This is a genomic window from Pararobbsia alpina (assembly GCF_902859895.1).
Classification (GTDB): domain Bacteria; phylum Pseudomonadota; class Gammaproteobacteria; order Burkholderiales; family Burkholderiaceae; genus Pararobbsia; species Pararobbsia alpina.
This window is the reverse complement of the sequence record NZ_CADIKM010000006.1, coordinates 199,791-213,198: the sequence shown is the minus strand read 5'-3', so window position 1 is coordinate 213,198 and position 13,408 is coordinate 199,791. Positions and strand designations below refer to the sequence as shown.

Here is a 13,408-nt window from a genome sequence, read left to right as displayed (position 1 = left end):
AATAAAAGAAACTTTCTAATAGTTTGCGACGCAAGACTCACTACGGAGAATGGTCATGAAGAAGAAGCTTATCTGCCTGCTGGTCGCGGCGACCGTGCCGGGACTCGCGATGGCGGATTCGACGAGCAGCGAGATCAAGGAGCTCAAGGCGCAGCTGGCTGTCTTGCAAAAGAAAGTCGATGCGCTCGAGCACGCACAGGCAGCGGCGCCGGTCACAGCGCCTGCCGCCACGGCGGCGGTCACCGCGCAGCCCGGCACGCCCGAATACGACAACGCACCTGCAAACCTGACGAACGCCCAGGTGGACCAGATGAAGGAACAGGTCGCGAACCAGCAGCTGAAGGTCGATACGCTCAACGACGCCGCACAGACCGGGCCGCTCGCGGGCCTGTCTGTGACGGGGTATCTCGATCCGACGTATATCTATAACCGTGCGCAAAGCTCTTCGAGCTTCCTCTTCGCGAACCATGACTCGGCTTACCAGTACTACAACAGCACGTTCGGGGATCTCTATCTCGACATCAAGAAGACCTTCGGTGTCGGCCCGATGGCGCCATCGGCTGAAATCACGTTGATGCCAAATCGCGGCAACGGCATTACGCTGCTGACCAACGAGCATGGCGATATCGGCAACAACATCCTGAACACGGCGGTCATCAATGTGCCGGTGACGGCCGAATGGACGGCGGTGTTCGGCTTGATCCCGAGCTTCGGCGGCTACGAGGTTCAGCAGTCGAACCTGATGAACACGCTGACCCACAACCTGCTGTATGACTTCTCCGATCCGGGCAGCTATATCGGCGCGGGTGCGAACTACACCAAGGGTGACTGGGCGTGGAAGTTCTTCGTGGGCAACGAGCAGTACCGTACGTATGGTTCGATTACCCAGACCGGCGTCAATCAGTTCGGCGATCCGATAACGACGAGCAACAAGATTCCGACTCTCACTGGCCGCGTCGACTACACGGCCAACAGCCGGCTCGATATCGGTGGCTCATTCAATATCGGTCGTCAAACTCTGGGCGCGACACCGGCGACCGACGACGCGGGCAATCCGATTCCGGTGTTCTATGGTCCAGGTGGGCTTGGCACCAGTTCGGCAGGCACCTTCGTGTTCGGCGAAGTGGACATGACATACACGACCGCCGATTGGTTGCTCAATGCCGAACTCGACTACGGTCAGCAGGAGCATGCCGCGTTCAACGGCGGTCAGGCACAGTGGTATGGCCTGTCGCTGCAGGCGCACAAGGGCTTCACCGTGCCGACGCTGGGCCGCATGGGATGGACGGCGCGTTATGACTATCTCGGCGACCACAAGAACGGTGGCGGCGGAGGGGGGATTGCGCTGGACGGCCTGGGGGGCGATCCGTACAACGGCTTTGGCATCTCGCGCGAGTGCCTGGCCAATTCGGTTGCCAACGGCGGCAATGGCAGCGATTGCAGTGGCGCCAACCGCCAGGATGTCGCGTTCGACCTGCTGTTCTATCCGACCAACCAGATCACGGTCAAGATGGAATACCGCCACGACTGGGCCAGCCAGAATGTGTTCCTCCGCGCCGACGGTTCGTACTCGAAGAGCAACGACCTGTTGGGCACGCAGCTGATCTACTCGTTCTGACGAAGCCCGCTGCCGCTGCCGGCCGGACTGCCCGCGATCGGCAGTCCGGCCACGGCGGCCGTTCTCTTGCCTTGTCCCATGTTCAATATCGCAAACCAGCCGCATGAACCGTCGTGGTACGCCGCGACCGCGCACGAACACCCTCCCTATGCCGCACTCGAGGGTGCGCTCGAGGCCGATGTCTGTGTGATCGGCGCGGGCCTGACGGGCATCTCCGCGGCGCTGAACCTTGCCGAGCGGGGCCTGTCGGTCGTCGTGCTCGAAGCCTCGAAGGTCGGTTGGGGCGCGAGTGGGCGCAATGGCGGCCAGATGATCGCCGGCTATGCATGCGGGATCGATACCTTCAGCGGGAAACTGTCCGAGTCCGAGATCCAGCAAGTCTGGCGGATGGGGCAGGAGACCATCGAGATCATCCGGCACCGTGTCGAGAAGCATGCGATCGACTGTGACCTGAGCTTCGGCTATCTGCATGCGGGCAACAAGCCGCGCGACGAAGGCGAGCTGCTTGCGGGCCGGGACGCGGCGGCCAGGCGATTTGGTTACGATCGCCTTACGTGGGTGCCGAAGGCGGAGATGGGGCGCTATGTCCAGTCGGATCGCTATATCGGCGGTCTCCATGACCCCGACAGCGGTCATTTGCACCCACTCAACTACACGCTAGGTCTTGCGCGCGCCGCACGCGATGCGGGTGTGCGTATTTTTGAAAACAGTTTCGTCACCCGCCTCGAGCAGCCCGCAGCGGGCAAGCATCGGGCCTCGACAGCTCATGGACAGGTCTCGGCGAAGTTCGTGGTGCTCGCCTGCAATGCCTATCTTGGCAAGCTCGCGCCCGCGACAGCGCGCAAGATCATGCCGGTCGGCACCTATGTGATCGCGACCGAACCGCTCGGCGAGACGCGCGGCAATGCGCTGATGCCGGCTGACGCGGCCATCTGCGACAGTCGTTTTGTCCTCGATTACTTTCGCATGTCGCCCGACCGGCGGCTGCTCTGGGGCGGCAAGGTCAGCTATTCGACGATGCAGCCGCCGAACCTCGCACAGGCGATGCGGCGCGACATGCTCAAGACCTTCCCCCAGCTCGATGACGTGAAGATCGACTATGCATGGGGCGGCTTCTGTGACATCACGATGAACCGCGCGCCACATTTCGGGCGTCTGGCACCGACCGTCTACTTCGCTCAGGGATTTTCAGGGCACGGCGTCAACACGACCGGCCTTGCTGGCCAACTGATCGCCGAAGCGATCGCCGGGCAGGCGAGCCGCTTCGACATCTTCGCGAAGCTCGAGCACCGCGATTTCCCTGGCGGCGCCATGCTGCGCATGCCGGCGCTGGTGCTCGCCATGGCCTGGTTCCGCTTGCGCGACTGGCTATAGTCGCGAGGTACCACAGGCGCAAGGCCTCAAGTCTTCTAAAGCCATCCCGCGGTGGTTTTTTAGCAAAAACCCCTTCTATTCAGTGCTTTCGGGCTGCCTGTCGAATTGTCTTACGTGAGAGTCTGAGGTTGCCGACGCCATCCGTGGCGGACGCAATTTTCTTACTTTCACTACAGGGGTTAGACATGAAGCAGCACTTCAAGAAAAACAACGGTGCTTCCTCCGACAGTAGCGACGGAATGCCCGCGGATACAAGCGTGGCGCATTCGACGGTTCCGTATGCACGGACGACTCAGCGCCTGCCGTTTACGATTCGCGTGGTGGCCGACGAGCCTGCCTTGCTCAAGGCCGTCGAGGTTCGGCGCTCGGCCTATGCGCGGCATTTGCCCGAGCTTGCGACGCGTATGTGCGAGCCCGATCTCGCCGACCGCGAGGCCGGCACAGCCATCTTGCTGGCCGAGTCGAAACTCGACGGGGCGCCGCTCGGCACCATGCGGATCCAGACCAACCGGTTGGCGCCACTTGCGCTCGAGCAGTCGGTCAAATTGCCACCCTGGCTTAAGGGCCGTCGTCTGGCCGAGGCAACCCGGCTCGGTGTCGCGGGTGGCCAGATCGGCCGGGTGGTCAAGACCATGTTGTTCAAGGCCTTGTTCCTTTACTGCCAGCAGCGGGACATCGAATACATGGTGATCACCGCACGCGCGCCAATCGACCGCGAGTACGAGACGATGCTCTTCGAGGATGTGTTCCCGGACCTGGGCTACATCCCGATGCAGCATGTCGGCAACCTGCCGCACCGGATACTCGCGGGACGGGTCGCCGAGGCGGAGTCACGCTGGCAGGCGATCGGACATCCTCTGTTCACGCTGGTATTCCAGACGTCTCATCCTGACATCGGGCGGCTTGACTTGGATTTATCTTTTGTTGAAGACCCTGTAGGATTCGCTGAACAGCAGTACGGCATGTGATGTGAAGGGGGGCGCGGTCAGCACGCTTGTGCTGGCCGCGCCGCGCGTCGGGCAGGGTACGGTTTCCTCGATAGTCAGGTAGGGCCGGCGTTGGCGACGCGCGTTGTGTTGTGCGGGGAGCGCGTGGGAATCGCGCAGGCTTGAAAGGAAGACAAACGTGGCCGCCATTCATAACAGGTCAAAACCGGTCAAGCGCTTCCGTTCGCCCATCGACCGGTGGCTGTTTCGCTTCTCGGTCTATCTCGTTCCGGTCGTCGTCGCCATGGTGTCCGTGGTGACGCTGCTGATCTTTCCCAATCAGTTCACCGTCGCCAAACGGCATCCGCTGCATTTCCAGGCCATCTCCGATCGGGACGCCTCGCTCGATCCCGCTGCCGCACTGATACGTCTGAACGGTACGCCGCAGCTTGTCCAATACAGCACTCACCTGTCGGAGGCGCCCGTCTGGTTCAGGACGACTGCGCCGAGTCTGGCCGCCAATGACGCGACCGAGGTCGAACTGCCGTCGCGTCATGCCGAACGTGTTGCATGCTGGCGCGCGAGCGATCTCCACAGTCTTGGCGAGGCCAGCCACGCGGAAGGTAGCCGCGGCGACATGAGGCTCGTCAAGGCCGGCTTCGCGGTGAATCTCGGCCGCACGCTGGTGCCGGTCGAGCTCCTGTGTCGCGCGACATTCTCGGGTCCCGCGCGCCTGAGCATCGATGCCTGGCGTGCCGCGGACCTGCACACCTCGAGCGCCGACTTTCATGCGAGCGCGGGGATGCTCGAGGGCGGACTGCTCACGCTCGCCGTGTTCGTCTTGATTACCGCGTTGATCAACCGCGAATGGAGCTATGTGATGTTCGCGGTCTGGCTCGTCGGCAACCTGCGGCTCTGCGCGAATACGATGGGGTGGGATACCCAATGGCTCGACCGGACCATTCCCTACGAGTGGATGCCGCTGGTCCGCAAGGTCACATTCGGCTGCTACTACCCCGTGACGGCAGCGCTGTTCCGGCAGTTGTTCCGGCGCGAACTCAAGCAGGTCGGCTACTGGTGGCTGTTGCGCACGGGCCAGTATCTGGGCCTCGTCATGCTGGTCCTTGCGTTCGTGCTGCCGTATCGCCACTTCATTCCGGTGCTCTGGGGCATCGGCAGCTTCGGCCTGAGCATGCTGATCTTCCTGCTCGCCGTGATCCTGATGAGGACGCACTCGCGTGTCGCGATGTGGTACAGCGCCTCGCTCGGTGTCGTGCTGTTCGCGATGCTTTCCGAAGTCATCGGTGCGGCATTCGGCATCAAGGCGCTCGCCGATGGCGTGAACGCCGTCACGGCCGCCCTGATGTCGAGCATGATGGCGGCACTAGCCATTGCCGAGCAGATTCGCTTCGAACGCGCGCACCGGCGGCAGGCGCAAGTCGAATTGCGCAATACCTACGATGTGACGCCGATCGGCCTGTTCACCTTGCGGTCCGATGGCAGTTTTGTGCGCGCGAATCCGGCCCTGCGCACGATGCTCGATTTGCAGGGTGTCGGCCATGCGCACCGGCGCTGGCAGGATTTCTTCGAGTTCGGCGCGTGGGCCAAGCTCGAGGCGGTCGCCGCCGAGCGGCGCGATGCCGAGGTCGAGATTCGCGGCGTGCCGGGTGAGGGCGGCACCGTGAACGAGGCTCGGTACTATCTCGTCAAGGCGATCCGCTCGAACGAACTGATCGAAGGTTCGCTCCAGGACATCACCGAGCGCTCGCATGCGCTCGAACAGCTGCGTTTCATGTCGGAGCACGATCCGCTGACCGGATCGCTGAATCGCCGCGGCGTCGAGAAGGCGTTGAACCGCCATGCGCTCGGCGACGTGCCCGGGCGTCTGCTGTCGCTGGCCTATGTCGACCTCGACCGCTTCAAGCTGGTCAACGACCTGTTCGGGCATCGCGCGGGCGACGAGGTCCTCAAGCAGGTAACGCAGCGCATTCAGGCGGTGGTGTCCTCGAGCGAGAAGGTCGGCCGGGTCGGCGGCGATGAATTCATCATCGTGTTTCCCGATACCTCGATCGAGCTCGCGACCGGACTGTGCCATGCGATCATCGATGCGATCCGGGGCGCGCCGTATCAGGTCGGCAACCGCGCGTTCAAGATCGAGGCATCGATCGGACTGGTCGAGGTCACCGCGGGAATACGCACCCACGATGCCGTCTCGGCGGCCGATCGAGCCTGCCGTGAAGCGAAAGCGGGGCGGCAGGACCGCATGGTCATCTACGGGCGCGATGCGTCTGTGTTCCGCGAGCGCGCCGAAGAGCTCAAGCTGATCGAAACCCTTGGCGGCGATCTCGAACCGCTCGGCCTCACGCTGTTCATGCAGCCGATCATGTCGCTCAGCGCGCCCGGGCAGTCGCTCGACTTCGAGGTGCTGTTGCGCATGCGCGGCCCGGACGGCACGCTGATTCCAGCCCCGAAGATCATCCAGGCTGCGGAGCGCAGCGGGAACATCGCCGCGATCGACCGCTGGGTCGTGACGACCACGCTCGAATGGCTCCAGCGTCACCGTGCCGAACTCCCGCAAACCCGCTTTGTCTGCGTGAATCTCAGCGGTGGTTCGCTCAACGACGAACAGTTCATCGAAGATGTGTTCGCCGTGCTCGCACGGTTCGGGCCGCTGGTCGAAATGCTGTGCTTCGAGATCACGGAAGGTGTCGCGCTACACGATCTGGACAACACGCGCCGCTTTATCGCCCGGGTTCATGAGCTCGGCGGGAAGATCGCCCTCGACGATTTCGGTGCGGGGTATACCTCGTTCAACTACCTCAAGGAACTGTCGGCCGATGCGCTGAAGATCGACGGCGCGTTCATCAAGAGCATGGCCAGTCATCCGGCGAACGTCGCGATCGTCGAGGCCATCGTCGCGCTTGCCCGCAATCTCGGCATGCGCAGTATTGCCGAGTGGGTCGAGGACTACAACACGCTGGCTGCGCTCGCCGAGCTTGGGGTCGACTATGTGCAGGGTTATGTGATCGCCAAGCCGATGCCCGGCGAGCGGATTCTCGGCGCGCACAACGCGGCGGCATTCATCGAGGACGCCCAGGTGCGCGCGTTCGTCGGCGGCAACGCGAGGCGGCGCGGGGCGCTGGACGAAGACTTCGGGGGATTCGGCAGCGAGTTTCAAAGGACCGGGTCGGATCTTCACTAACCATGGCTTGGTACCTCTATCTGATCGAGTGCGCCGATAACAGCATCTACACCGGAATCGCGGTGGATGTCGACGCGCGCTATCAACAGCATCTCAACGGGACTGGCGCGCGCTATACGCGCTCCCATGCGCCACGCAGGCTGCTGGCAAGCTTCGAGATGGCCGATCGCTCGGCCGCCTCCAAGGCCGAACATGCGGTCAAAAAGATGTCACCCTCGGCGAAGCGGGCCTTAGCCGCGGGGTTGCTGCCGGTGCCGCAGGTAGCGGCGCCCGCTGGTCTTTTGGAATCGGTTCTCGAAGGGACCGAGGAAGACTCATAGGAAGGGCGGCTCAGGCTACCGCGTATGAAAGTGGACCGGATCAGCGGGCGCTCAGGCGTGTTTTGTGATAACTGGACCTGCCCGCGTCGAATTGATCCGCGTTAAGCGTGATCGCTTTCAAGATCAAGCGTCTCACTATTCCATTGCCTTGATTTCCCTGTCTTGAAGCGACTGGATACGGGCGATGCGGTGTAGAAGTTGGATCCTTCGTGGTTTAGTTCATCCGCAGCACTCAGCACGATTTGCCCATTGCCGTTCACCCTGCGGGCGCCCTGGCGCTTGGCCTACTCGCATAAGACTTTTCTTAATCAATTATTCCCATTTCCGAATTCAATGTCGGATCGGAGGGGCGTCTAATCTCTTCTGATTATTCGACACGGTGAAAACGATATCGACGATAAATCGATTGAGATCGAGTCATTGACTTCGGCGATATCGATCTTCGTCCGCTAACGCGGGTCGGTCAGCGGTTGAAAAATCAAGGTATTGCGCGTTTGTCAGGTGCGCGGATTCGGTTAGACATTTTTCAATTTAAAATATTGGTATATGAAAAAGAATTATTATCACTCCATTTCGGCTCGTGCTCTCGGAGCTGCACTCGTTATCTTGTCCGGCCACGCAGTGGCATCCGATGGGACGATTTCGTTTACCGGTTCGATTGATGCGTCGACATGCACGATCTCGACTGGAACAAGCGGCTCATTTTCTGTTCCTCTTCCCACAGTCACCGCCCAGACGCTGAGCGCAGTGGGAAACACAGCCGGTATGACCGCATTTGAAATCAAATTGACCGGTTGTAGCGACACGTCGGGAAATGTCAAGACGGACTTCCAGGCGGGTAGCGCAGTCGATATGGCTTCCGGTCGACTCAAAAATACCAAATCAGGTGGTGCGACCAATGTGCAGATTGAGTTGCTGAATGCGAGCGATCTTTCGCAGATCTTGGTGGGCAAGCCGATTGGGTCGCAAAACTCCGCGAGTACTGCACTGACTACGAGTGGGACGACTGGAACTGCGACTCTCAAATATTTCGCTCGTTATTATGCAACGGGTAAAACAACGTCGGGTGATGTGGCTTCGCAAGTGACCTATTCAGTGATTTTACCGTAAGTCATTAATTTGCTGATGTGAGTGGAGAACTGATCGGTGATTCGCTCTGCCAATGCGTCGCGCCCCCCCCCCAGGGGGCGGCGACGTTCGGTATCCGAGTGGATGCCAGCACGTTTCTTTTACCTAGACGTGGGTTGCGACTCATTGCCGCAGACGGCGGTTCGGCGGGCGATTACGCCCGTCGAAGCACGCGCCGGCTGCCATGCTTGAGCCCGCAATCCACTGCTGTTCGGCCTGCAAGGCGACGTTCGGTGAATCATGCAATCAAACAAAATTGGCTCGGCGTTGATCGCCTTTGCTCTCAGTGCCACGAGTTTCTCGTCTACTGCCAGTGTCGTGATTTCCGGCACACGAGTTATCTATACGTTGGCGGAAAAAGAGCAGACCGTGCGTTTGTCTAATGATGGAAAGCAATCCGCTCTGGTGCAGATCTGGCTGGATGATGGAGATATCAAGGCGGATCCCAATACCGCAAAAGCACCGTTTCTCGTGTCGCCACCGATCAGTAGAATTGACCCGGGCAAGGGGCAATCCATCAGGCTGATTCATACCGGTGAACCGGTGCCGCAGGATGTCGAGTCGATCTATTACTTCAATCTCCTTGAAGTTCCCCCTAAGCCAAATGCGGAGCAAGAGGCCGGACAATTATTGCAATTTGCATTTCGTACGCGAATCAAATTGTTTTTGCGTCCTCCGGGTCTCGAGGGGGAGGCGGATGAGGCCGCGGCAAAGGTCACATGGAAAGTCGAGCGGCATGACGATACCTGGGAAGTCATTGCGTCGAATCCGACGCCGTATCACGTGACCTTTCTGAATGTGGATCTCAAATCGGCGGGCGCAATTGCCACCGACGCGGCCGGCGGCATGATCAATCCCCGTGGCATGACGACTTTCAAACCCAAAGGGGCGAACAGTCCCGCCTCGTGGACAACGCTTGAATATCGCTTTGTCAATGACCACGGCGGTGTGACCACGGGTCAAGTCACCCTTCAAAAATAGTTTCAAGTCGGACGGGTTTCCGATTTAGCCGAGAGGCGCAAGCGGAAGCTTCCGTAATCAACTTGAACATAAGTTGGACATAACAGTGCGGACGGGGCCGGCAGGCATCGCCGCCGAGAGATTGTCAGGTCTATGCACTATCCATACCTACCGCACGGGGTGACACAATCATCGCGTGTTCGGCTGCCACGTCTGCGTTCCCTTCGTTTGCGTCCTATAGCACGAGCGATGGTGACGACGCTCCTGATGCTTCGCTTCGAATCCTATGCTTTTGGGCAAGACGCGGATCCATCTGTCAATTCGACTGACGAATCTCCGGCAGAGATCGAGTTCAATAGCGCGTTTTTGGCCAGGACCGCCAGTGGCAAACCCATCGATGTGTCGCAGTTTGCGAGAGGCAATCCTGTCTATCCCGGGAAATATACGGTCAGGTTGAGCGTCAACGACAATCCGGTGGGTAAGGTTGAAGTGGGCTTCACCGCGACGAAAGACCCGCTGCACGCTAAACCGTGTTTCGATCGTGCGCTCCTGCAGCAGATGGGTGTCGATTTCTCGAAGCTCACGGTGAACCAGATTGCCGATATCGATTCGCCCAACACGTGCAAATGGTTGACGGAACTGATACCTGAGGCTTCGGTCGATTTCGATTCATCCGATCAGCAAATGAGCGTCACCATCCCGCAGGTGTTCATGAGGCGAACCGCGCGAGGCTACGTCGATCCCTCGTTGTGGGATCAGGGGGTGACGGCCGGACTGTTGAACTACAACGCCAACGCCTATCACTCGTCCTACAGCGGCGATGGTTCGACGGATCTGTATCTGGGCCTGAACGCCGGTGTCAATATCGGCCGCTGGCGGTTTCGTCACAACGGCTCGTTCAGTTCGGGCGTAGGCGAGCAAACACACTATCAGTCGAGCGCGACCTACGCGGAGTACGCCATCGTGCCGTGGAAGAGCGAGATCAAGCTCGGTGATGGGTATAGCGACGGGACGGTCTTCGATTCATTCGGCTTTCGCGGGGTCAGCCTCGCCAGCGACGATCGGATGTTGCCCGATGCGCAGCGTGGATTTGCACCGGTGGTGAGAGGTATCGCATTGAGCAATGCGAAGGTCACAGTAAACCAGAACGGCAATCTGCTCTACGAGACGACCGTGCCGCCGGGTCCCTTCGAGATCAACGACCTCTACGCCACGGGTTACGGGGGCGATCTCGACGTGGTGGTGACCGAGTCGGACGGGACCAAGCGAAGTTTCGCCGTGCCGTACTCGTCGGTTCCCCAGGCCTTGCGGCCGGGTATCTACCGCTACAGCGTGACCGCGGGCCAGTATCGGGATCAGAGCCTGCAATTCAAGAGCAATGTATTGGCGGCAACCTATCAGCGTGGCTTGACCAACATTGTCACGCTGTATGGCGGCGTTCAATTCGCCGACCGCTACGGTTCGGTCGCTCTCGGCACCGCGCTGAATACGCAGTTCGGTGCGCTTTCAGGCGACGTCACGGTGGCCTCGACCGGACTGCCCGGTCAGTCGCGTCAGACGGGGCAAAGCTACCAGATCCGCTTTGCCAAGTTGATTCCCGCGACGGACACCAATTTGACAGTCGCGGCCTATCGCTATTCGACGAGCGGTTACCTGAGTCTGGCCGATGCGATGATGACACGCGACTACCTGGAAAACGGGCGACCGGATTGGAGCATCGATCGCGAGAAGGGCCGGCTTCAGCTGAGTGTTTCACAGGACATGGGTCCGAAGTGGGGCTCGCTTTACCTGACGGGGCAGTCACAGAATTACTGGAATAACGGCGATACCGACGCGAGCTTCCAGTTCGGCTATACGAATTATATCGGCAGGGTGTCTTACAACGCATCGATATCGCGTACGCGCGTCGTATCGACCGGCGAGTGGGACAACCGCGTCTTTGTCAGCTTCACGGTCCCGCTGGGCAGCGCATCGAGCACAGCCTCGCTGACGACAAACGTGTCGCACTCGGATACAGATCATGCCTCGCAGGTGCAGACGACGTTGTCCGGAACGGCGGGTGCGCACAATGACTTCTCGTACAGCGTGTCGGGCAGCTACGATCATTCGGACAGCGATAGCGGTGCGGGTGGCAGCGCGAGCGGCAGCTATGCCTCTTCCGTGGGCACGTTTGGAGCAAGTGTCGGGGCGGCCACTCATACCCAGCAGTATTCGCTGAGCGCTAGTGGTGGCGTGATTCTCCATGGCGACGGGTTGACGTTCGGGCCTCCGCTCGGCGACACGAACGCACTGGTCGAAGCAAAGGGTGCCAAGGGGGCCTACATCAACGGTGTGTCGAGCAACCGGATCAACGGTTTCGGCTATGGCATCGTGGCATCGCTCAGTCCGTACATGCTTAATCGGATTGAGATCGATCCGAAGGGACTGCCTCTCGACGTCGAACTCAAGACGACGGGGCAGGACATTGCGCCGCTGGCGGGTGCGGTAGTCAAGACCCGGTTCGAAACGGACACCCGACGGACCGTTGTCTTGACGGTCACTCACCCTGACGGGACACCGCTCGCATTTGGTTCGGAGGTGACCAACCGTGAGGGCATCAGCGTGGGGCAGGTCTCGCAGGGCGGCAGAATGCTGGCCCGGGGCGTCGAGGAGACAGATGAGCTGCTCGTGAAATGGGGCAGTGGGGCGGGGGAAAGCTGCACGATAGCGGTTCGTCCTGAACGGCAAGGTACTGGAGTCTGCAATTGAGCACGCAACGCATGGAGCATCACATTGGAACGGAAAGCCGGCCTTGCGTTGATGCGTGGTCTGGTTTGCGTGGACGATATTGCCAGGCATTCTGGAGTATGGCGCGAAGCAAATATTCACTAACCTTCCTGGGCATCCTGTTTTCAGGGACCATTTCTTATAGTGCTCATGCATCGGTGTCGTGTACGGTGGTAACGCCAGTTGTGACGTTTCCACTTCCCGCGCAATTGACCGTGGCCCAGAATGTTCCTTTCGGACAAGCCCTGACGAACTGGCAGGACAGGTCGGAGGTTCAAACGCATGACCACTGTGTTTTCAGCGATAACACAAAAGCGGGCAGCATTGCCCGGTCGAGCAATGCTTCCGTAGGTACGGTGAGCGATGCTGGCACGACATACGAAGTCTTTAAAAGTCCGGCTCCGGGAATCGGATACATCATGAAGGGGAAGGACCGATATGGATCCTGGACTCCGATCGGGCGTCGAGATACGTATTTGACTACCGATTACAGTTCCAGTTACGACAGCGCGTTTTCCGTCAAATTGGTGGCGACGGGACAGCCGATGGTCACCGGGCAGACGCCTGGTTTCCAGGCCGGTTTGTTCGAGATCACCGATGGAAATGACGTCTCCGCCCCGACCCTGTTAAACATGCCTACTATCTCGGTACGCGCCCAAACGTGCCGAGTAAGGACCAGCGCTGTCGAGTTTCAACTTCCGCGAATTGCGCCCAGGGATTTGCCCGCCGTGGGATCAGTCGCGGGCGCAACGAAGCAGACTATTGAAATCAGCTGTGGGTCCGTGTTGGACGTGTATATGGTCATCTCGGACGTCACTAACCCCGGGAATCGCACTTCCACGTTGACCCTGAGTCCGGGATCGACGGCCTCCGGTGTGGGTATCGAGGTTCTATATTTGGGGAAGCGTGTGTCTTTCGGTCCTGATTCGTCGGTCGTCGGGACCCAAAATGAAGTTCTGGTGAAAAGCAATTTAAAGGGAACCGGATCGATTTGGCTGACAGCGCAGTACGTCCGGACGGCGTCGAATCTGCGAGAGGGAAGCGTGAAAGCCCTTGCGACATTTACTCTGTCCTATCGCTGAACACGAAGGCGCCCATTCACGTCATTCCTCAT

9 protein-coding genes are annotated in these 13,408 nt (G+C 59.8%); all 9 read left to right on the top strand.

Annotated elements, in window-relative coordinates:
- Positions 1-55 precede the first annotated feature (55 nt).
- The 9 genes from HV670_RS09615 to HV670_RS09575 all read left to right on the top strand — a co-directional run bounded on the left by HV670_RS09615 (position 56) and on the right by HV670_RS09575 (position 13,376).
- Positions 56-1,618, top strand: coding sequence for a DUF3138 family protein (locus HV670_RS09615; RefSeq protein ID WP_175104537.1), 1,563 nt, complete (start codon positions 56-58; stop codon positions 1,616-1,618).
- A gap of 78 nt (positions 1,619-1,696) precedes the next feature.
- Positions 1,697-2,992: an NAD(P)/FAD-dependent oxidoreductase gene (locus tag HV670_RS09610; protein WP_175104536.1), complete on the top strand. Its 1,296-nt coding sequence runs from the start codon at positions 1,697-1,699 to the stop codon at positions 2,990-2,992.
- 185 nt (positions 2,993-3,177) lie between these two features.
- Entirely contained in the window at positions 3,178-3,960 is a 783-nt protein-coding gene (locus HV670_RS09605; protein WP_175104535.1) for a hypothetical protein, read from the top strand.
- A gap of 157 nt (positions 3,961-4,117) precedes the next feature.
- Positions 4,118-7,120, top strand: coding sequence for an EAL domain-containing protein (locus HV670_RS09600; protein WP_175104534.1), 3,003 nt, complete (start codon positions 4,118-4,120; stop codon positions 7,118-7,120).
- Positions 7,121-7,122: 2 nt separating this feature from the next.
- The gene (locus HV670_RS09595; protein WP_175104533.1) at positions 7,123-7,440 is read left to right on the top strand and encodes a GIY-YIG nuclease family protein; all 318 of its coding nucleotides are present in this window, start codon (positions 7,123-7,125) and stop codon (positions 7,438-7,440) included.
- Between the two features lie 546 nt (positions 7,441-7,986).
- On the top strand, positions 7,987-8,550 hold the full coding sequence (locus HV670_RS09590; protein WP_175104532.1) for a fimbrial protein: 564 nt from the start codon (positions 7,987-7,989) through the stop codon (positions 8,548-8,550).
- 258 nt (positions 8,551-8,808) lie between these two features.
- Positions 8,809-9,549, top strand: a complete 741-nt coding sequence (locus HV670_RS09585; protein ID WP_175104531.1) for a fimbria/pilus periplasmic chaperone — start codon at positions 8,809-8,811, stop codon at positions 9,547-9,549.
- A 132-nt stretch (positions 9,550-9,681) separates the two neighbouring features.
- Positions 9,682-12,276, top strand: coding sequence for a fimbria/pilus outer membrane usher protein (locus tag HV670_RS09580; RefSeq protein WP_343054375.1), 2,595 nt, complete (start codon positions 9,682-9,684; stop codon positions 12,274-12,276).
- Positions 12,273-13,376, top strand: coding sequence for a fimbrial protein (locus tag HV670_RS09575; RefSeq protein WP_175104529.1), 1,104 nt, complete (start codon positions 12,273-12,275; stop codon positions 13,374-13,376). The genes HV670_RS09580 and HV670_RS09575 overlap by 4 nt, the downstream gene beginning before the upstream one ends.
- Positions 13,377-13,408 lie beyond the last annotated feature (32 nt).